Origin of the sequence: Nonomuraea sp. NPDC052265, assembly GCF_044547985.1 — a bacterium.
In the GTDB taxonomy this organism is placed as follows: domain Bacteria; phylum Actinomycetota; class Actinomycetes; order Streptosporangiales; family Streptosporangiaceae; genus Nonomuraea.
Genome location: NZ_JBIUBJ010000006.1, coordinates 317,998 through 337,908 on the forward strand (window position 1 = coordinate 317,998; position 19,911 = coordinate 337,908).

At 73.9% G+C, this 19,911-nt stretch carries 14 protein-coding genes; 6 read left to right on the forward strand and 8 right to left on the reverse strand.

What is annotated here, in order from left to right; translation table 11 throughout:
- Positions 1-76: 76 nt before the first annotated feature.
- A complete protein-coding gene (locus tag ACIHAD_RS20900) occupies positions 77-502 on the reverse strand; it encodes a hypothetical protein (RefSeq protein WP_397356171.1) in 426 nt (141 codons plus the stop codon).
- 159 nt (positions 503-661) lie between these two features.
- Between ACIHAD_RS20900 and ACIHAD_RS20905 the strand changes: the two genes are divergently transcribed.
- From ACIHAD_RS20905 to ACIHAD_RS20915, 3 genes are read left to right on the forward strand one after another with little or no spacing between them, the layout of a single operon-like run.
- On the forward strand, positions 662-1,300 hold the full coding sequence (locus tag ACIHAD_RS20905) for a DUF998 domain-containing protein (protein WP_397356172.1): 639 nt from the start codon (positions 662-664) through the stop codon (positions 1,298-1,300).
- A 40-nt stretch (positions 1,301-1,340) separates the two neighbouring features.
- The gene (locus tag ACIHAD_RS20910) at positions 1,341-1,712 is read left to right on the forward strand and encodes a YciI family protein (protein ID WP_397356173.1); all 372 of its coding nucleotides are present in this window, start codon (positions 1,341-1,343) and stop codon (positions 1,710-1,712) included.
- Between the two features lie 49 nt (positions 1,713-1,761).
- Complete coding sequence (locus tag ACIHAD_RS20915; protein ID WP_397356175.1) at positions 1,762-3,003, forward strand: RNA polymerase sigma factor; 1,242 nt, start codon at positions 1,762-1,764, stop codon at positions 3,001-3,003.
- Between the two features lie 63 nt (positions 3,004-3,066).
- On the opposite strand, the gene ACIHAD_RS20920 is transcribed toward ACIHAD_RS20915, so the two are convergent.
- The gene (locus tag ACIHAD_RS20920) at positions 3,067-3,288 is read right to left on the reverse strand and encodes a hypothetical protein (RefSeq protein WP_397356176.1); all 222 of its coding nucleotides are present in this window, start codon (positions 3,286-3,288) and stop codon (positions 3,067-3,069) included.
- 98 nt (positions 3,289-3,386) lie between these two features.
- Between ACIHAD_RS20920 and ACIHAD_RS20925 the strand changes: the two genes are divergently transcribed.
- Positions 3,387-4,622 (forward strand): MFS transporter, encoded by a 1,236-nt coding sequence (locus ACIHAD_RS20925; protein ID WP_397356177.1) that lies wholly within the window; start codon positions 3,387-3,389, stop codon positions 4,620-4,622.
- On the opposite strand, the gene ACIHAD_RS20930 is transcribed toward ACIHAD_RS20925, so the two are convergent.
- Genes ACIHAD_RS20930 through ACIHAD_RS20950 form a run of 5 tightly spaced genes read right to left on the reverse strand, consistent with a single transcriptional unit; the run spans position 4,606 to position 14,221 of the window.
- Positions 4,606-8,895, reverse strand: coding sequence for a fibronectin type III domain-containing protein (locus ACIHAD_RS20930; protein WP_397356178.1), 4,290 nt, complete (start codon positions 8,893-8,895; stop codon positions 4,606-4,608). The genes ACIHAD_RS20925 and ACIHAD_RS20930 overlap by 17 nt on opposite strands.
- Positions 8,892-11,105, reverse strand: coding sequence for a geranylgeranyl reductase family protein (locus ACIHAD_RS20935; RefSeq protein ID WP_397356179.1), 2,214 nt, complete (start codon positions 11,103-11,105; stop codon positions 8,892-8,894). Before ACIHAD_RS20935 ends, ACIHAD_RS20930 begins: the two co-directional genes overlap by 4 nt.
- 3 nt (positions 11,106-11,108) lie before the next feature.
- Positions 11,109-11,687, reverse strand: coding sequence for a hypothetical protein (locus ACIHAD_RS20940; RefSeq protein WP_397356180.1), 579 nt, complete (start codon positions 11,685-11,687; stop codon positions 11,109-11,111).
- A gap of 31 nt (positions 11,688-11,718) precedes the next feature.
- Complete coding sequence (locus ACIHAD_RS20945; protein ID WP_397356181.1) at positions 11,719-12,708, reverse strand: polyprenyl synthetase family protein; 990 nt, start codon at positions 12,706-12,708, stop codon at positions 11,719-11,721.
- Between the two features lie 10 nt (positions 12,709-12,718).
- The gene (locus tag ACIHAD_RS20950) at positions 12,719-14,221 is read right to left on the reverse strand and encodes a hypothetical protein (protein ID WP_397356182.1); all 1,503 of its coding nucleotides are present in this window, start codon (positions 14,219-14,221) and stop codon (positions 12,719-12,721) included.
- Between the two features lie 344 nt (positions 14,222-14,565).
- Here ACIHAD_RS20950 and ACIHAD_RS20955 point away from each other — a divergent pair, with 344 nt between their 5' ends.
- Positions 14,566-15,222, forward strand: coding sequence for a hypothetical protein (locus ACIHAD_RS20955; protein WP_397356183.1), 657 nt, complete (start codon positions 14,566-14,568; stop codon positions 15,220-15,222).
- Positions 15,223-15,260: 38 nt separating this feature from the next.
- On the opposite strand, the gene ACIHAD_RS20960 is transcribed toward ACIHAD_RS20955, so the two are convergent.
- Positions 15,261-15,734 (reverse strand): hypothetical protein, encoded by a 474-nt coding sequence (locus tag ACIHAD_RS20960; protein ID WP_397356184.1) that lies wholly within the window; start codon positions 15,732-15,734, stop codon positions 15,261-15,263.
- A 424-nt stretch (positions 15,735-16,158) separates the two neighbouring features.
- On the opposite strand from ACIHAD_RS20960, the gene ACIHAD_RS20965 reads away from it, so the two are divergent.
- Positions 16,159-19,842 (forward strand): hypothetical protein, encoded by a 3,684-nt coding sequence (locus ACIHAD_RS20965; protein ID WP_397356185.1) that lies wholly within the window; start codon positions 16,159-16,161, stop codon positions 19,840-19,842.
- The last annotated feature ends 69 nt before the right edge of the window (positions 19,843-19,911 follow it).

Consider the following 19,911-nt stretch of genomic DNA (forward strand, 5'->3'; position numbering starts at 1 on the left):
TGGGCGGGGGCGGTTCGGGGGTGAACAGGGGCACCAGCGCGGGGGGCCGGCCGAGAAGCGCCGCAGAACCGGTGCGTCAGATCCTGGTCATGGTGGAGGGGTAGCCGCCTCCGCCGGGGTAGACCCATTCACCGGTGACGGTCGTGCCGTCGGCGCTGAACGTGCCCTCGTAGTAGGCGGGGCTGCCCTTCGCGCCGCCCCAGATGGTCAGCTTGTCGCCGGTCAGCTCGTACACGTAGTCGAGCGTGTTGCCGGCCGAGTCGTAGAAGCGGGACACCACGTCCTCGCCGGCCGGCTCGCCGAACGGGCGCAGGTGGCCGATCACCTCCAGGCCGGTGACGGCCTGGCCGAACTGGCTGAGCTCGACGTGCTGGAGCATGAAGAAGCCGCCCGGCATCCACTCGTACCGCACGGTCCCCTCGGCGCCTCCGGTGATCGCCCAGGTGCCGGTCAGGCGGTCCAGGGCCTTCATGGCGGCGCTCGGCTGACTGGTCTCGGACATCTCGTCCTCCTTGTGAGGTGTGGTCGGTGTTCGCCGGTACCTCGGAGGCCGGCCGCGGGTCTCGACACGTCCCGGATGTGTTTCAGATCACACCGAGGCACTGTCGAGCGGCCGGGTCCGGCCCCGAGGTACCGGCAGGAACCCGTCAAGGAGGAAGTTGTGGCCACCACCGACACCCAAGCCGTCCACCGCCCGGCCCGTCACCCGCTGCTGCTCGCCGGAGCCCTGGCCGGGCCGGTGTTCTGCCTCTCGGCGACCGTCCAGATGCTCACCCGTGAGGGCTTCGACCTCACCCGCCATCCCATCAGCCAGCTCTCCACCGGCGACCTCGGCTGGATCCAGATCGCCACGTTCGTGCTCGCCGGCATGGGCGGCCTGGCGCTGGCCGCCGGCATCCGCCGTACCGTCACCGAAGGCGTGGGACGGCGGGCGTTGCCCGTCCTCGTCGCGATCTTCGGGGCCGGGATGGTCGCCGCCGGCGTGCTCGTCATGGATCCGGAGAACGGCTTCCCCGCCGGAACCCCCGACGAGCCGGTGGCCGAGATGTCCTGGCACAGCGTCGCGCATTCGGCCGCGGCCGCCGTCGCCTTCACCGCGCTGGCCGTCGCCGCCATCGTGCTGGCCGTCCGATGCGCCCGCCGCCGGGCGGTGCCGGCGGCCGTCGGCAACGGCGCCGCCGCGCTCGTCCTGCTGCTGCCCATGTCGCCGGAGCACATGAGCATCCAGGTCGCGGTCAACGGCCTGGTCGCCTTCACCTGGACGACCGTCCTGGCCGTGTCCCTGCGCCGCTCCGCGTGAGCTCGCATACGCTGGCCGCACGCTCGACAAGGGATCTGCCATGAAATACCTGCTGCTCAGCTACACCCCGGCCGCCGCCTGGGACGCCGCCACCGCGGACACCCCCTCCGCGGAGGCGATGGCGGCGTTCGCCGCCTACCAGGAGTTCGAGCGGGAACTGACGGAGACCGGCGAGTTCGTCGGCAGCGAGGGCCTCGGGCATCCCGCCGTCAGCACCACGATCCGCAGGACGGCCGACGGCGTGGTGGCGACCGACGGGCCGTTCGCCGAGCTGAAGGAGGTCCTGGCCAGCTTCGCCGTCATCGACGTGGCGAGCCAGGAACGCGCCCTGGAGATCGGCTCGCGGATCGTCGAGGTGCTGGGCGAGCCCATCGAGATCCGGCCGATCATGGGCGAGGACTTCACGGCGTGACCGTACGGACCGGCCGGCGCCCGGCCCGGCCGGACAGAGGGCACGCGACATGAACGCCGACATCGAGCACCTGCTGCGCACCGAGGCGCCGCAGGTGCTCGGCGCGCTGGTGAGGCGCTTCGGCCGCTTCGACATCGCCGAGGACGCCGTGCAGGAGGCGCTGCTCGCCGCGAGCCGGGCCTGGCCGGCCGACGGCGTGCCGGAGAACCCGCGCAGCTGGCTGATCCGCATCGGCTACCGGCGGATGGTCGATCTCCTCCGCGCCGACCAGGCCAGACGCCGGCGCGAGCAGGAGGCCGGCGTCGCCGAACTGGCCATGCAGGAGCCCGCCCGCCGGGCGGGGCCCGCGCGGGAGACCGACGACAGCCTGGCCCTGCTGCTGCTCTGCTGCCACCCCGCGCTGAGCGCCACCTCGCAGGTGGCGCTCACGCTGCGCGCCGTGGGCGGCCTGACGACGGCCGAGATCGCGCACGCGTACGGCACCTCCGAGAACACCATGGGCACCCGGATCAGCCGGGCCAAGCAGCAACTGGCCCGCGCCGGAGCCCGCTTCACCCCACCGGCCGACGCCGACCGCGACAGCCGGATCGCCGCCGCGGCGCAGGTGCTCTACCTGATCTTCAACGAGGGTTACACGGCCTCCGCCGGTGACCGGCTCGCCCGGGTCGACCTGACCGGCGAGGCCGTCCGGCTGGCCCGGATGCTCCACCGGGCCCTGCCCGCCGACGCCGAGGTCACCGGCCTGCTCGCGCTGATGCTGCTCACCGAGGCACGCCATCCCGCGCGGACCGGCGGGGACGACGAGCTGGTGCCGTTGGACGAGCAGGACCGGTCACGCTGGGACGCCGAGCTCATCCGCGAGGGCACCGAGCTGATCGACGGCGTCTGGAGCCGCCGCGCGGCCGGCTCCTACCAGTTGCAGGCGGCCGTCGCGGCCGTGCACGCCGCGGCGGCCACGCCGGAGCAGACCGACTGGCCGCAGATCGCGGCGCTCTACCTGTGGCTCGAACGGCTCAACCCCACCTCGCCGGTGCGGCTGAGCCGGGCGGTGGCGGTGGCCAAGGCGTACGGGCCGGTGCGCGGGCTGGCCCTGCTCGACGATCTCAACCGCCGCTTCCGGCTCGACCAGGACCCGCTGGTCCGCCGGCGTGAACGCGCGGTACGCGCCCACCTGCTGCGGATGACCGGCGACGCGGCCGGCGCGGCGGCCCTGTACCGCGAGGCGGCCGCGCTGACCGCCAACCAGATCGAACGGCGATACCTGCTCGACCAGGCCGCCCGCCTCGGCTGAGCGCGCGGGCCGGGGCGCCGGACGTCGCGGTACGGCCGCGCCCGGCGCCCTGCCCGTCAGGGCTCACAACCCCTTGCCGCCGGATGTGGCCCGGGTGCGGATGTCGGCGGACCCGGTGGTGCCCGCCGGGGCGTGCCAGGCGGGGCCGACCGGCCCGAAGCCCGGGTAAGGATGGGGCAGCGGTACGGGGGCGGCCGCCTGGGCCGGCCCGGCCAGGGCGGCGGCGGCCAGCACGCCGGCGACGGCGGCGGCGACGGTGAGTGAGCTGCGTCTTCTCTCGGGCATCTGGACGTCCCCTCGGCTTGGTCGGGAAGGACCGCCGACAGTAGCAGATTGTCATATGACAAGTACAGAGAGTCACAAGCGCTGTAGCGTGACGAGATGTGAGCGACCACACAGCGTCACCTCCGGCCGGGAGCCGGTCCCTGCGGCGGTGGGTCGTGCTGCTGCTCTGCTGGGCCTCGCTCACCATGACCTCCGTCGACCGGTCCACCTGGGGGCCCGCGTCGTTGCAGGCGGGGGAGGCGCTGGGGGTGTCGCTGGCCGGGCTCGGGGCGTTCGCGACGGCCTACTACGTCGGTTACGTGCTGTCCAACATCGGCGGCGGGCTGCTCGGCGACCGGATCGGCAGCCGGGTCGTGTTGTCGGCGTCGTTGTTCACGGCGGGCGGCTTCATGATCGTGTTCGGGTCGGTGCCGTCCGCCGGGGCCGGGATCGCGGTGCAGGCGCTGATCGGGCTCTGCGCGGGGGCCGACTTCGCGGCGGGCGTCAAGCTCGTCGCGTCCTGGTTCGGCGAGCGGGAACGCGGGCTGGCGATGGGCGTGTTCACCATGGCCTCCTCGCTCGGCACGATGATCGCCAACGTGCTCGTGCCCCGGCTCATCCAGTGGTACGACTGGCGGGCCTCGTACCACCTGTTCGGGATCGTGTCGATGGGGCTCGCGCTGGTGTGCCTGGCGCTGCTGCGCGACCGGCGTGAGCCGCCGGCGGCGCGCCCGTCGCCGCGCGGCCTGGTCCGCGACCGCGACCTGCTGCTGATCGGCTTGGCCGGCTTCGGCGGGCTGTGGGGCACGTACGGCTTCGTGACCTGGTCCAACACCCTCATGGTGAAGGGCCACGGGCTCGACCCGGTCGCGGCGGGCACGGTCGTCGTGGTGTTCGCGGCGGCGGGCGCCGTGGGCAAACCGGTCATCGGCCTGGCCACCGACCTGGCCGGACGGGGGCGCAAACGTCCCGCCGTCGCCGTGCTGGTGGCCTTCGCGGGCTGCCTGCTGCTGTTCGGCGGCATGGAGACCGAGACGGCGTTCCTGGTGACGGCCGGGTTCGCGGGGCTGGGGGCGTACCTGTACTCGCCGTTGCTGATCGCCATGGTGCCCGGCCTGTCGGGGACGGCGCTGGCCGGTTCGGCGGCGGGCGCGACGAACGCGGTGGCGCAACTGGGCAGCGTCACCGTGCCGGTCGTCGTGGGCGCGGTCTACCAGGCGAGCGGCTCCTTCTCCGCCGCGTTCGCCACCCTGGCCGCCGGGCCCGTGGCGGGGGCCGTGGCCCTGGCCTTCGTCCGCGAGGCGCGCGGCCGGGACGGGTCCGGCCGCGCGCCGGTGGTCAGTTCGTCGGCGTGACGGCGCCGCCGGGCGACGACGGCGGGCTCATCGCGACGTCGGTGATGGCGTACACGATCACGTTGTACGCCTGCCCCGCCCGCAACCCCTGGACGACGGCGCTCGTCCGGTCCGCCGGCACGTACGTGGTCCGGCTGGGCGGAGAGGTGATCAGCGCGTACCGGCGGACGGGCAGGCCGCCGAGCACCCGGGGCGGGTCCCACGTGACGGTCGCGGAGCTCGCCCCGGCCGTGGCCGCCACGTTGAGCGGCGGCCCCAGCATGCCGAGCGCCGGCGGGGACGCCTCCAGCCAGCACTGCGCGAACACCAGCGCCGACACCGTACGGCCGGAGGTCGTGGCGGTGATCTCGGCGACGCCGGGCCGGTCGGCGACGTACTTGCCGGCCGCGTCGATGGTGCCAGGCCCGGCGGTGACCTTCCAGGTGACCGGCGCGGTGGGCAGGCCGAAGAACGTGACCTTGAAGTAGACCGGCTTGCCGACCTCGACGTCCGCGCGGGGCGGGTCCACGGCGATCCCGGCGAACCCGCCGCCGGCGTCGCGGGTCTTCCAGGACTGGTCGACGAGCCGGTCGAAGCGGGTCTCCCCGCCGCCCAGCCACGTGCTCGCGCGCAGGTACGCGTCCACCCGGATCCCCAGCCACTCCTCCCACCAGGGGTTCTTGGTCGTGTCCGCCTTCCACTCCACGGTGGGCCCGACGCCGACGCCGGGCCCGCCGCCCTCGTAGAAGATCAGGGTGAACTCCGCGAGCAACGCGATCTTGGCGTTGGCGTTCCCGGTGATGGTGATCGAGCCGCCGTTGCTCGCCGGCGACCTGTCGATGGGCTCGGCGTGCACACCGGTGCCGTCCCGCATGATGTGGGCGCCCACCTGCCTGGCGTACTTCAACCCCGCCGAGACCTCCCCGCTGATGTGGCTCTGGAGGCTGGTGGAGATGTTGAAGGTGGGATTCATGACCACGGGGACCGGCCCGGCCCACACGACCTTGCGGCCGAGGCTGATCGCGGGCAGCCGCTTGAAGTAGTCGGCGTCGGCGCCGTTGCCCAGCCGGACCCGCGTGTCGGCGCCGTAGGCCAGGCTCAGGTAGGTGTCGAAGTACACCTTGCCCTGCGTCATCCAGAGCTTGAGGTCCATGTGCGGCGTCATGACGAAGGTGGCCTCGAACCGGCCGCCCTTGCCCTGAGGGTTGGAACGCGGATCGGTGCCGACCGCGATCTCGACCACGAGGCTGCCGTTCCTGATGCCGGCCGAGACGCCCTTGACCGACACCTTGGCCTGCGCCGCGCCCTCGGCCAGGGTCTTGCCCTTGATCGTCGGCCCGCGCAGCCTGACCCCCGGCGCGTCCTGCTGGAGCCTGGCCAGGTCGCCGGCGTCCATGCCGGCGCTGACGGCCACGGCGCCGTCGGCCAGCGCCTCGCCCGCCGTCGCGGGTTTGGTGGCCACCCGGAACAGCCCGTTCTGCGGGCCCGTGGAGACGACCTTCCTGAACAGCCCGTCGGGGACCTTGGCCGTCGGCAGGACGACCACGATCGTGTTCGCGGCCAGACCGGTCACCTGGGCCGGAGGCTGCTCGAACGACAGGGTGCCGTCCGCGGCCGAGGTGCGCAGGGTGTCGAGGGAGGCGTCCGAGAGCACGACCGGGGGGCTCTGGACCGTCACCTTGGGCACGATCGCGGGGGTGCGGGCGCTCGGCGCGCCGCTCCCGTGGCTGTTGGCCGCCTTGACCGTGAAGCTGTAGGACAGGGCCGGGTCGAGGCCGGTCATCGTCGCGGTGGTGCCGGTGGACGTCACCGTCCTGCCGCCGGGGTCGGCCGTGACGGTGTAGCCGGTGACCGGGGCGGTGCCGACGTCGGCGGGGGCCGTCCAGGTCAGGGCCACGGTCCCGGCGCCGGTGGCGGCGGCCTGCGCCTCCGCGGGAGCTCCCGGGACGCGGGCCGCCTGCGGGACGACGCCCGCCTGCTGGGCCGCCTCGCTCGTCCCCGCCGCGTTCCTGGCGACGACCCGCACGGTGTAGGAGGTGCCGTTGGTCAGGCCGGTGAGCGAGGCCACCGTCGTGCCGGCGGCGACGTCGAGGGTGCGCCCGCCGGGGTCGAGCGTCACCGTGTAGCCGGTGATGGGGGAGCCGCCGTCCTGGGGGGCCACCCACTGCGCGTCGATCCGCCCGTCCAGGGGGACGGCCAGCAGCGCGGCCGGCAGGAACGGCACGGACGCGGGCTCGGGCGCGATCAGCGGCGAGGCTCGCGAGGACGTGCTCCCGATGACGTTGATCGCGGTCACGGTGAACGCGTACGGTGAGCCGTTCGTCAGCCCGGTCACCACGGCCTCGTACTCGTCGGGCCCCGTGGTGACGCTCTTCCCGCCCGGACTGGCGGTGACCACGTACGAGGTGATCTCCCCGGTGCCGGCGTCGGGCGGGCTCCAGGTGACGCGGACCGCGCCGTCGCGCGGCAGCAGGTCGGTGATGAGCGGCGCGCCCGGCGAGGTGGGCGCCGCCGGGGCGGTCACCGGCGAGGGCGCCGAGGACGGTCCGGCGCCGATGGCGTTGGTGGCGGTGACGGCGAAGGTGTAGAGCTGGCCGTCGGTCAGCCCCTTGACGGTGACCTCGGTCTCGCCCCACCACGCCTTGGCCGTCTCGCCGCCGGGCGAGGTGACGACCTTGTACTCGGTGATGTCCGCCCCGCCGTCGTCGGTGGGGGGCTGCCAGGTGACGTGCACGGATCCGAACTCCGGCGCGGTGACGATCTTGATCGGCGCGCCGGGCAGCTTGCCCTGGACCGGGGTGACGGCCGCCGACACCGCCGACACCGGGCCGGTGCCGACGGCGTTGGCCGCGGTGACCGTGAAGGTGTAGGCCGTGCCGTTGGACAGGCCCGTCACGTTGGCGGTCGTGGCCCCCGCGGTCGTGACGGTCCTGCCGCCGGGCGTGACGGTCACGGTGTAGCCGGTGATCGGGGTGCCGCCGTCGGAGGCGGGCGGCTGCCACGACACCCGTACCGCCTGGTGCCTGGCCACCCCGGTGACCGCCGTGGGCGCGCCGGGCTTGCCGGGGCCGGTGAAGTAGGCGAAGACGTCGATCTGGACGGTGGCCTTGGTCGTGCTGTTGTTGTAGACGATCACCTTGCCGTCCGCGCCGAGCTTGGCCGCGACGAACGCGGTGCCGGTCACGCCCTTCTCGTACCAGGCCGCGACCCCGCCGGCGTTCGCCTCGCCGGAGGCGTAGATCTGCAGCGCGTTGCAGCAGGAGGCGTCGGCCCCCTTGACCGTGAGGGACAGGCCCACCGACCACACGCCGGAGGCGGGGACGCCGCCCTTCCCGAGCGGCGCGAGCGTGTACGCGGCCCCGGCGTTGATCGCGACGTTGGCCGCGATCCTGGCCGGCTGCACGGGCCGCAACGTGGCGCCGGCCGCCGTGGCGCTGGGCGCGACGAAGTAGCCCGCGAGGTCCACCATGACCTTGGCCACGCCAGAACCGGTGTTGCTGATGGTGACCGAGCCGTCGGCGCCGAGCCCGGAGATCACGTAGTTGCGCAGCTCGGCGGCGGTGCCGTAGTCGAGGTTGACCTCGGCGGGTTTGGCCGTGCCCGTCGGGAACACCGTGAGCTTGCCCGTGGTCGAGCCGCCCGCGGCCGACACGATGAGGGCGACGTGGGAGATCGTGCCGCGGGCGATCCCCGCCTCGCGCAAGGGGTAGACGGTAAGGGAGCCGTTGGCCGCGATCGTGGTGTCGGCGACCCTGTCGGGCGACACCGCGACGAAGACGCTGCCCGCCGCCGCGCCGGCCGCGGTGAGGGTGTAACCGTAGACGTCGGCGTAGAGCCGTACGGTGACCGCGCCCTTGTTGGCGATCTTGACGTTGCCGTCCGTGCCCGTCTTGACGGTGAGCAGGTTGTGGACGTACAGGTCCGAGCGGTAGGTGAGCGCGGTCACCGCGGGCTCGGCCGCGCCGGAGGGGTAGGTGACCAGCGAGCCGGCGCCGCCGGTGCCCTTGGCGGCCACGCTGAGCGCCACGGAGGCCACGCCGGTCGCGGGCACGCCCACCACGCCGGCCACCTTCACCGTGGCGGTGGCTCCGGCCGCGATGTCGAGCGCGCCGGCCACGCGCCCGCGCACGGGGTAGAACTGGCCGGGCTGCGGCGCGTCCGGGGCCGCGCTCGCGGCGGCGAGCGCTCCCGCCGCGACCGTGGCGCCCGCGGTGGCCGGGGGCGCGGACAGGAGGGTCGCCAGCAGGAGTAACGACAGGACGGCGGACAGCCACGGGCGGGCAGGACGGTTCATGAACGGGCCCCCAGGTCAGGCCGGGCGGTGCGGAGCAGGTGGTCGGCGATGGCGTGGAGGGAGGTCCGGGCGGGGCCCTCGGGCACGCCAGGCAGGCTCCGCTGGGCCGTCCGGCAGAGCTCGCGGATCCAGACGGCCGTCTGCTTGAGCGCGGTCGTCCGCCCGACCAGGGCGGTCAGCTCGGCGGCGCGTTCCGGCCGGGAGGAGCCCTCAAGGCGGATCTCGCCGCCCAGCTCGGCCAGCGCCAGCCGGAAGGGCACGCTCGACAGCCCCGCGTCGTGGTCGTCGAGATCGGCCAGGGCGTCACGGCCGAGCCGGTCGAGGCCGCCGGACAGCCGCCGCAGGTCGTCGGCGAGCTGGGCCGCCGCTCCGATCGCGCGGCCGTACCCGCTCAGGGCCTCGCCCGCCGCGCCGGGGGCTCCGGCGGTGGCCGCCCCGATGTCGCAGGCCGCGGCGCACAACGCCGCCGTGCCCGACGCGGCCGAGAGCGCCAGCCAGGCGCGCGGGTCCGGGGGCCCGGCGGCGCGGGCGGCGACGAGTTCGGCCATGCGGCCGTGGCTGGCGTCCTCGATGGCGCGGGCGAGCCGCGCGGTGAGCCGGACGTCCTGGGTGGCGCACAGTTCGAGCGCCCGCGCCAGGAAGAGGTCGGTGGTGAGGACGGCGAACATGGTGCCCCAGTTCTGGCGGGGGGCGCGCGTCCCGCCGGGCGGGGTGACGTCCACGCTGGCCTGGGCGATCGCGGCCAGCGCGGCCAGGTCGGTGGCCGCGGCGAGCGCGACCGGCGGCCGGTCCCGCCCGTACGCCGCCGCGGCCAGCAGGACGAGCAGCGCCGGTCGCGGCGCCATGAGGTACTCCTCCGACAGCAGGGCGGGCAGCCGGTCCAGGAACGGCCAGTCCTTGCGCACGGTGTCGGCGAGGATCTCCCCGACCTCCACCAGCGGCGCGGCCAGCCGCAGCCCCGGGTCGAGGCAGTGGCGGATGTCGTCGAGCGCGCCGGGCGCCGTGGTCTCGAACCCGGCGGTGTGGTCGGGCGCCAGCATGGCCCGCCGGGCCAGCGCGAACACCGGCCGGTCGGAGTCGAAGGTGTCCTCCAGCACCCGCCAGGCCAGCCGGTGCCGGTTGACGGCGTGCCGCCCGCTCTCCAGGTGGCCGCTGAACCGGCGGGTGAGCGTGGCCGCGTACTCCGACAGGTCCTCGGCCGGGCCGCGCGACAGGCGCGCGTCGACCACCTCGGCGGCGATCTTGCCGGACTCCAGGGCGAAGCTGATGCCCTCGCCGGTGCCCGGGTTGACCATGCCCGCCGCGTCCCCGGCCAGCACCAGGCCGGGGCTCCACGACCGGGCGGGCGTGAAGCCGAAGAACAGGGGCGCGCCCTTCGGCGGGCCCTCCTGCCGCGCGTCGGCGAACCACGGGACGGTGGCCCGCAGCTCGGCCACGAAGCGGTCGAACAGGTCGTCGAGCCGGACCCCCGGATGCTTCTCCGCCACCCCCGCCCCGACGTTGGCGCGGCCCGGGCCGAGCGGGATGATCCACCCGTACGCCGGCAGCCGGGAATGGGTGGCGGGGTTGTCGAGCGGCATGTGGAAGCTCAGCATGTCCTCCAGGACGGGCGCCCCGGAGAAGTACGTGCGCATCGCGTACCCCAGCCGGCCCCGGGCGGTCTCCACCAGCCCGGACTGGCGGGCCAGCTTCGAGGTGCTGCCGTCGGCCGCCACCACCACCCGCCCCCGGACGGTCTCCCGGCCCCCGGCGGTCACGGCCTCGACGCCGCGCACCACGCCGTCCTCGCTGACCAGGCCGCGCACGTGCACGCGGGACCGGAAGACGGCGCCCGCCTCCACCGCCCTGCGCACCAGCACGTCGTCGAGCAGCGACCGGGGGACGACGATCCCGTACCGGCCGCCGGACGGGTCCTCCCTGCCGTACCGGAACGCCCTGGTGCTGCGTTCACCGGCCGGGCCCATGGAGACCTCGAGGCCGCCGATGCCGAAGGCGCCCGGCAGGTCGCCGAGCACGTCCATCTCCCGCAGCAGCTCGACCCCCGCCCTGTTGACGGCGTCGCCGCAACTCTTGTCGCGGGGGAAGGCCGTACGTTCCAGCAGCACGACCCGCCGTCCCCGCCGGGCGAGATGGAAGGCCGCGGCGGCGCCGGCCGGGCCCGCCCCGACGACGACCGCGTCCCACTCCGTGCCGTTCCCGGTCCCGTCCACGCCTCAGCCCTTGGGGGCGGGGCAGACGGCGGCGCCCCCGCCGGAGCGGGTCTCCTGCTCCTGGCGGGCGGCGGACTGGGCGGGCAGCGCGCGGATCGTCCTGGCGTACAGGCGGCCGGCCATCGCGGCGTTGCCGGGACCGCTGCCGGCCGCCTCGCTGAGACCGGCGACGGCCAGCCCGATGGCGGCGGTGATCCGGCTCTCCTGCGGGCCGGCGAGCTGTTCGGCGAGGAGGGCGAGCCGGTCGCGGGCGCCCAGCGAGGAGAAGTCCCCGGGCAGGTCGAGCACCGCGTCGAGGGCGGCGTCGATCTCCACCCGCCCGGCGGCGTCCGCCGCGGCGTACCACTCCTTGATCCGGCGGCCGGCCGCCCGGGGGTCGCCGGCGGTGCGCAGCCCGGCCATCGTCTCGGCCAGGGCCGAGAAGGCCGCCTGACGGGCCTGGCTCATCGTGCCGCTCCCGGTCGCGCCCGCCGCCCCCGCGGTCGCGCCCGTCACGCCCAGCATCGTGCTCCCGCCGCCGAGCGCGATGCCGGCCGTCCTGATGAAGCCCCGCCGGCTGGGGCTGTGGGGTGGTCGATCCATGGACTCGGCTCCTTAGTACGGGCACATGTCGTCAGTACGGCCGCATGACGACGTAGCGGGCCAGGCGCGCCAGCGAGTCCTTCGGGTCGCCGGCGGGGAGACCGGCGAGGTGGGTCACGGCCTGGTGCGCGTAGTCGTGGGCGATGGCGGACGCGCCGTTGATCCCGCCCGAGGAGGCGATCCTGGCGCACGCCTCCTCCTGCTCGGCCGGGCCGAGGTCGTCGCGGCGCAGCAGTTCCCGCAGCCGGTCGCTGTCCGGGCCGCTCTGGTGCAGGGAGATCAGGACGGGCAGGCCGTACACGCCTTCGCGCAGGTCGGTGCCGGGCCGCTTGCCGAGGGCCGACTGCGGCGCGATGACGTCGAGGGTGTCGTCGGCGGCCTGGAAGGCCAGGCCGAGCGCCCTGCCGTAGTGGCCGAGCGCGTCCACGTCCTGGGGGGCCGCGCCCGCGAGGTGGGCCCCGGCGCGGCAGGAGAGCTCGAACAGGGCGGCGGTCTTGCGCGCCGCGATCTCGGCGTAGGAGTCGAGGCGGTGGTCGAGGTTGTAGGTGTTCTCCGCCTCCTGCATCTGGCCCAGCGCCAGGGCGAGCATCGATCGGCCGGCCCAGGCGGTGACCACCTCGTCCACCTCGGTGAGCAGCCGGATGGCCCGCGCGAACGCGAACGTCCCCGAGGTGACCGCCTCGGCGTCGCCGCGCAGGACGTTGACCGTGGGCGCCCCCCGCCGGGTCTCGGCGCGGTCCATGACGTCGTCGTGGTAGAGCGAGGCGACGTGCAGCAGCTCGACGGCGGCGGCCACGCGCAGCAGGTCCTCCCGGGCGGCGCCGGGCCCGAACGCGGCGGCCAGGAAGAGCAGGGCGGGCCGGACCCGCTTGCCGCCGCCGCCCACCAGGTGTGCGGCGGCGCGGGCCAGGTGCGGGTCGTGCGACCGCACGGCGTCGTCCAGGACGGCGTCCAGGCCGGTCAGCAGGTCGGCGGCGGGTTCGTGGGTGAGCCAGCGGCCGATCTCGATGTTCCCTGACACACCCGCCCCGCTAGCCATCGGGGTCCAGCAGCGATCCCGTGCCGGCGGCGATCTGCTTGAGCTTCTCCAGCAGGTTGGGGTCGTCCAGCAGGTTGATCAGCTGCCGGCCGGTCATGCCGACGACGCCGCGCTCGCGTACCAGCGCGATCGTCTGCTCGGCCGCGGCGGCCTCGTCGGGCAGCATGAACTTGCGGGCCCTGGCCAGGGACTCCTCGGCGTCGTGCAGGAACTGCTCGCTGACCCGGATGTCGTCGCGGTCGGGGTTCATCAGGACGAGCTTCATGTCGCCGCCGTGCTGGGAGTACAGGGCCTGGGCGAAGGCCCGGTCGCTGTCGGGCACCTGCGGCTTGACCTCGCCGGAGCGGACCATGGCGGTCCGCTCGTTCAGGTAGAGGGCCTCGATCAGCCAGCGGCCGACCAGCGTGGTGGCGAGGTACTTGTCGCGGGCGTAGGAGATCGACATCCATTCCTGGGTGAACGGCACGCCGGTCAGGTCCTCGGCGGTGGCCAGGAAGGGGCAGACGAAGGAGAAGAACGTGCCGCCGGAGCCGCCCCGGCACACCACCGACCCCGAGTCGCCTCCCTGGCTCATGGGGGTGGTGATGATCTGCCCGTCGAAGGTGGCCACGCCGACGCCGTACCTGACCGAGGCGACCGAGTCGATGGCCGTGACGCGTCCGGTGGTGTACTCGGTCGTCCGGCCGGTCTTCTGGACCGCCGCGCCGTCGGGCCGGACGTCCTCCTCCGTCAGCACGGACCGGGCGGCCGGGCCGTGGATCATCTCGATGCCGAGCCGGGAGGCCACGTCGTTGATCGGGTTGAGGATCGTGCGGACCTTGCTCCCGCCGAACAGCAGGCCGACCGCGGGCTGGGCGACCGTGGGCCTGGTCATGTCGCCCTTCATGTCGTCGAAGACGACGCAGTTGTCGTCGAGCTGCGCGATCGCCGCGTCGATGCGGTTGTAGGAGCCGTCGAAGCGCAGGGTCTCGAACCGGGTGAGGGTGGCGATCCTGTTGTTCGGCGAGATCGGCATGTCGTACGGGCCCGGCTGGTAGATCGGGTCGCCGGCCAGCGCGTCGTTCTCCGCCGCCAGCACGTGGTTGTTGGACAGGATGGCGACCTTGTCGCCGTCGCGCAGGTCCTTGACCAGGCAGCCGAGGGTGCCGGCGGTGATCTTTGGATGGCCGACGCTGATGCCGCCCATCGCCGGGCGTTCCCGGGCGTTGAAGGCGTAGGCGTAGAAGTAGCCGGACTCCACCACGTCGGTCTCGACGGTCGAGCCCGCGATGTCGAGGCTCCTCGGCAGGACGCGGCTGGGCGCGAGCTGGTTCGCGGGCGTCTTCCTGATGACGTGGACGATGCACGAGGGCGTGTCCTGCACCTCGCCGCCGCGCGTCGGAGGGCCGAAGCCGATGCCCACGACGTTGGGGTCGTCGCGGAACCGCGCCCAGAGCTGGTCACGGGCCTGGCGAACCAGAGGCCGTGCCCTTCGCCATTCCTCAGGTCCGGCCATCGGGCTCCCTGTGCTGGGTGATCTTGTACTTGGCCGCAAGGATCGGCAGAAACGGTCGGTAAGTCAAGGGGTCAGTAAAGACCGAATACCGGTTTCGGCTGCCTTTCGCTGGTTTCGGTCTGCACCTTATCTGGCCTTATGTCGGCCTTTCGGGAGGTAGCGCCTGGGGACCCCATTAAAGGTGAGAACTTTTCGCATTACCTTGGGTGAGTAAAGGTGTGCAAAAAGGGGCGTAATTGGCCAGAAGTGGCCAATCTTCGTGCATCCATTGACGGGTCCCGGCGCCGCATGATCATCTCGCAGGGGCAGTCCAGCCCTCGTCGAAAGGTTCTCGGGAGCCCCGCATGACCAAGGTGTTCCAGCACTTCACGCCCCCCAGAACCGCCTTCGCGGCCGTCGTCGCCGGCCTCGCGATGACCATGACCCTGAGCTCGGCCGCGGTCGGGTTCGAGGCCCAGGCCCAGGCGCCCACCTGGACCGTCCCGATGAGCGGCATCGCGACCGGGACCGGCGAGATCACGGCCATGGTCGTCCAGAGCGGCTGGTTCATGACCTGCAAGACCGTCGAGGCCAAGGTCAGCGCCCGCCGCGGCACGGGCCTGCCCGGTGAGGGGGTCATCTCCATCACCGGCATCTCCTTCGCCCCCGTGGGCGCCACCTGCGCGGGCCCGCTGGGCGCCACCCTGGACGTCACGGCCGACGTCCTGCCGCTGAAGTTCGACGCGACGGCGTTCGACCCCGGCACCGGCAAGGTCGCGGGCCGGGTGTCCGGTGTCAGCGTGGGCGTGGAGAGCAGCGACGGCTGCGTCCTGACCGCCACCGGGCAGGCCGACGCCACCTACGACAACCTCAGCGGCGCGATCCTCCTGGAGGACCGCGACCACGTGCGCATCGCGACCGTCAACCCCCGCTGCGTCGGGGACGGGCTCAAGGTGGGCGACAACGTCATCGTCAAGGGAAGGTTCGACCTGGCTCCTCGCGGCGTCATCACCAGCCCCTGACCGGCTCCCGGTGAGCCGCGCGGTTCACCGGCCCGGCGTCAGAAGGCGTAGCGGACCCGGCAGTAGGGGAGCCTGGCGGCGAGCAGGCCGGTGAGGGCGGCGACACAGCGGCCCTTGTGGCCGTTGCGGTAGCGGACGCTCCAGCCGCCCGTCTCCCACCGCTTGGCCCACTGCAGCTCCGGCCGCCACGGCACCTCCTCCGCCTTCGGGTGCCAGCCCAGGTTGACGTGGACCTCGTACCCGGCGGCGGGCATGAGGCTGAAGCGCACGCGCGTGTGCCCGCGAGGGTCCCAGCCGAGCAGGTCGCGGTTGACGTACTTGAGCGCCTCGGTCTTGATGCGCACCCAGCGGGCCACGTTCGCCTCGTCGCCGTACAGCTCGGGGATGCGGTGGTGGCTCTCGACCTCGACGATCTCGGCGGCGGGGAACCGGGCGAGGACCTCGCGCCCGCGCGGCAGGGCGGCCGCCTCGGGCTCGACGTAGATCCGCCGGACGTCGAGGAGGCCGGTCACGCCTTCTCCGGCTGTTCCATGCGGCAGGAACATGCGGTCCCGGAAGCGAGTCGCCAGGTCAGCGCGGGCGCCCGCCGGCCCGCCGCAGGCGGCCGGGCGGCCGGTCCACTGAGTGGACCGAACGTTGCCCGTCCCCCGTCACGCCAACAGCATGGACGCAACGTAAGTGATCGCTCACCGACGGCGACGCTCGCTCCGGAGGCGATCAGGCCGTTCCACGGAAGGACGAGCAGCATGAACGACAGATCCGCGAGGGCCCTGTCACGGGCTCTCGTCGCGGCGGCGGTGGCGGGGGCGGTGGTGATGGCGCCCGGCGTGGTTCGACCGCGCCCTGGGCTCCATCCAGGTCACCGACCTGGTCCGCCGGGAGCAGTTCGCCTTCGCGTCCCCGTTCGTCGGCTGAGCGGGAAAGGGTGGTGAAGCTTTGACCGGTCCCGAGGAGGAGCCGGAGCGGGTCCGCCTGGTCCGCGCCACGGACCTGGCGGATCTGCGCTTCGGTTTTCCCGGCCTGTCGTTCAAGCGCCCGGCGGCCGGCCGGATCCTGGTCCGCGCCGTGCCGGAACGCGAGGGGCTGATCGTCGTCACGTTCCCCGCTCAGCACGTGATCGAGCAGGCGTTCTTCGAGTCCGCGGGGGCCGGGCTGCCCGACCCCGTCCCGGTGCAGCCCCATCCGGCGCCGCCCGTCGTCTCCCGGATCAGCGGACGCACCACGCTGGTCTTCGTCGTGGGGCCCGGCGACGAGATCCCGTACACCGCCGAGGGCCTGCTGGCGGCCATGGGACGGCTGCCGCTGCGCACCGTGGGCGACGAGGGCCCGGCCGACCCGCTGCGCGACCCCGCCGGGGATCCGAGGACCGCGATCGAGCTGCCGTACCGGCTGCTGCTGTCGCCGCCGCCGGACGTGCGCTGGACCCACCGCACGGCGCCCGCCGACGACTCGGGCCGGGTGGAGCTGTGGCACACACGGGTGCGCGACACGCGGGCCAGGGCCGTGTGGACCAGGGACTTCCCCGGCGACACGCCGGTCGAGCCGCCGCCCGACCCGCTGACCACGTCGCTGACCCCCGCCGACCGGGCCGCGATCGTCCACCTCACCAGCGACCGCGGGCTGGTCACCGAGCCGGGGCACCGCCCGTACGTGCCGGCGCCCGTCGAGGTCGGGCATCTGATCCTGTCCGCCCTGGGCGGCTGGCTCGATGCCCTCGGAAGCTGGGACCCCCGCCCGGCGATCACGAACGTCAGCCAGTGGCGGCACCGGACGGCCATGGGCCGCGACCACCACGTACGGGTGCTCTACTCGGGCTATCTGTGCCCTTTCGGGCACCGCGCGGACCTGGTGAAGGTGACCGAGCGGACGTTCGACCCGCAGCGCCCGGAACACCCCGCCTACCTCGCCCAGCGGCTCTTCATCACCTGGAGCCTGGCCGCCCCGCTGCCCGGCCGCACGCTCGACAGGTTCGGCCGGCCGGTCGTCGCCGATCCGGAGGTGGACGCGAACTTCCCGCTCGACACCAAGTTCACGCCGGTGCCCGGCTCACTGCCGGCGCTCCGGTACGGGCGCACCTACCGGCTGCGGGCCCGCGTCGTGGACCTGGCGGGCAACGCCCCGGAACCGGCGGCGGAGGCGCCCGGGTCCGCGCTGTCGCGGGCGATCACGTACTCGCGGTGGGAGCCGGTGCCGCCGCCCGCGATCGTCGAGCGCAAGCCGTTCAACGAGGGCGAGTCCAGCCAGTGCATGGTCATCCGCAGCACCGTCACGGCCGCCGGCCGGGACGTGCCCGCCTGGGAGTGGGCACTCGACCGCCAGGACGTCCCCGGCCACACCGACCACCCGCCCGCCACCGACGGGCTGAGCCGCCGGTATCTCTACTACGACGAGCGGTTCGTCGCCCCGCCCAAGACGTCGCTGCAGATGGCCGAGCGGCACGGCCGGTTCGACGACGCCGTCGGCGGCGACCGGCCGCAGGAGGTGCGCAGGCGGTTCTTCACGGCCGCCGCGCGCGAGGCCGGCACGTTCCTCGACACCGTGGTCAGCTACGCCGGCGACCCGAGCCGCACCCGCGACCTGCTGTTCTTCGGCGAGATCGCGGTCGCCAAGCACGACGCCTCCGACCCCGAGCCGGTCACCCCGCTGCCCGTGACGCGCGGCGCCGGGCTGAAGCAGGGCGAGTTCGTCGTGCACACCGCCGCCGAGCTGATCCTTCCCTACCTGCCCGATGTCCTGGCCAGGGGCGTCACGCTGTATGGCCTGCCGGGCGCGGCGCCGATCCACCCCGTCCCGTTCTACGACGACTTCCACGACACCTGGCCGGACGCGGCGCCGTTCACGCTGCGGATCGAGGAGGGCGACGAGCCGCCGCGATGGCGGGACGTCCCCCGGCGGCTCACCGTCTACCTGCCCAAGGCCGAGATGGCCACCGTGCGGCTCAGTTGCCGGCTCACCGCGGCCGACCTCGCCCTGCTGCCCGTCTGGCAGCGCCTGCTCGTCTCGGACTTCTGGCGCGGCCTGACCGACGCCGAGCGGGAGCTGATCGCAGACGAGACCGTCGCCGGGCTGAACTGGCTGCTCACCCCGTACACGGAACTCCGTCTCGTGCACGCCGTCGAACGTCCGCTGTCGCCGCCCGCGCTCGGCGGGACGAGCTTCGTACGCGAGCCCGAACAGACCTTCGCCGACCTGCGCGGAACGCTGCGGTCGCACCCCCGCAGCACCGGCCACGTCGACATCGACGCCACCTGGACGCGCTGGCTCGACGACCCCACCGAACCGGCCCCCCGCCGGATCAAGGAGCACGCCCACGTCGGCCGCGTCGAGCTCTCCTACTCCGACCGCGACGAGGTACGCCTGCCGCACGCGGCGACCCCCGTCCGCCACGACTTCGGCGACACGCTGCACCGCAACGTCGTCTACCGGCCGACCGCCACCACCCGGTTCCGCGAGTACTTCCACCCGTCGATCACCGCCGATCCCGCACTCGTCACCAGCGCCGGCGAGCCGAGCGCCGGGCCGGCGGGCCGGGGCTGGCCGGTGCCCGCGAGCAGGCGTCCGGAGCCGCCGAAGCCCTCGTACCTGCTGCCCACCTTCCGGTGGAACCGGCGGGAGGACCGCCGCGACAAGCGGTTCGTGACGGTACGCGACGGGGCCGGTGTGCGGGTCTACCTCGACCGGCCGTGGTTCTCCTCCGGCGACGACGAGTTGCTGGCGGTCGTCCTCGACCCGCCCGGGGGCGACCCGCTGCCCGGTCACCTGGCGACCCGGTGGGGCGCCGATCCCGTCTGGTCGGACACGACCGTGCTGCCCCCGCCGGCTCCCGCGAACTTCCCCGGACCCGTGGCCGCGCCCGCCGGACTCCGGCTGGCCGAGTCGGGGGAGGGGCGCGAGCTGGTCGCGGCGGTCGCGGCGTACCAGCCGTCGTACGACGCGGCCAAGGGGTTGTGGTTCGCCGACGTCGACGTCGATCTGGGCGCGGCGGGGCGGGAGTCGGCCTACTTCCCGTACCTGCGCCTGGCCCTGGCCCGCTACCAGCCGCACGCCCTGCCGGGGCTGGAGCTGTCGTCCGTGGTGCGGGCGGAGTTCGCGCAGCTCGTGCCGGGCCGTACGTTGACGGTCGAGGAGGTGTCCGGCGGGGGGCTGCGCGTCACCCTCGCCGGGCCCGCCGCCGCCACCGAGCTCGGCGCCCAGGCCGGTGCGGGATTGCCCGCGGTCGCGGCGAGCCACCGCGTCACCGCGACCGTCCAGCGGCGGCCCTTCACGAGCATCGAAGACCTCGACTGGACGGACACACCCATCAGGGCCGAGCTGACCTGCGCCGCGACTCGGACCGGGTTCCAGTGGTCCGGGGTGATCCCGCCGGTGGGGCTGGACATCATCTGGCAGTACCGCCTCCTGGTGGAAGACCGGGAACGCTACCGCACCGACCCGGGAACGGCCGACGAGACAGTGGCCATCGACGGCACCCGTGGCGGGACGGCGGGCATCGACGGGTCGCCCGGGGTGGCTACGAGTGGTGGGCGGCAGCGGATCCCGGTGGCCGAGCGGCTCGTCCACGCGGACAGCGTCCCGCTCCGTGCCCGGTTGGGCCGGCTGGTCATCGACTTCGACGCATAGCCGGGCCGCCGGGCCGTGACCAGCTGCGACCGCTGCCGGTCACGGCCCGCCGCCCGCACGAGCCCCGTG

Bases quoted from the DNA above. Each gene is read 5' to 3' on its own strand.
- ACIHAD_RS20930 (WP_397356178.1), bottom strand. From the start codon at position 8,895: ATGAACCGTCCTGCCCGCCCGTGGCTGTCCGCCGTCCTGTCGTTACTC.
- ACIHAD_RS20900 (WP_397356171.1), bottom strand. From the start codon at position 502: ATGTCCGAGACCAGTCAGCCGAGCGCCGCCATGAAGGCCCTGGACCGC.
- ACIHAD_RS20915 (WP_397356175.1), top strand. From the start codon at position 1,762: ATGAACGCCGACATCGAGCACCTGCTGCGCACCGAGGCGCCGCAGGTG.
- ACIHAD_RS20955 (WP_397356183.1), top strand. From the start codon at position 14,566: ATGACCAAGGTGTTCCAGCACTTCACGCCCCCCAGAACCGCCTTCGCG.
- ACIHAD_RS20920 (WP_397356176.1), bottom strand. From the start codon at position 3,288: ATGCCCGAGAGAAGACGCAGCTCACTCACCGTCGCCGCCGCCGTCGCC.
- ACIHAD_RS20940 (WP_397356180.1), bottom strand. From the start codon at position 11,687: ATGGATCGACCACCCCACAGCCCCAGCCGGCGGGGCTTCATCAGGACG.
- ACIHAD_RS20950 (WP_397356182.1), bottom strand. From the start codon at position 14,221: ATGGCCGGACCTGAGGAATGGCGAAGGGCACGGCCTCTGGTTCGCCAG.
- ACIHAD_RS20910 (WP_397356173.1), top strand. From the start codon at position 1,341: ATGAAATACCTGCTGCTCAGCTACACCCCGGCCGCCGCCTGGGACGCC.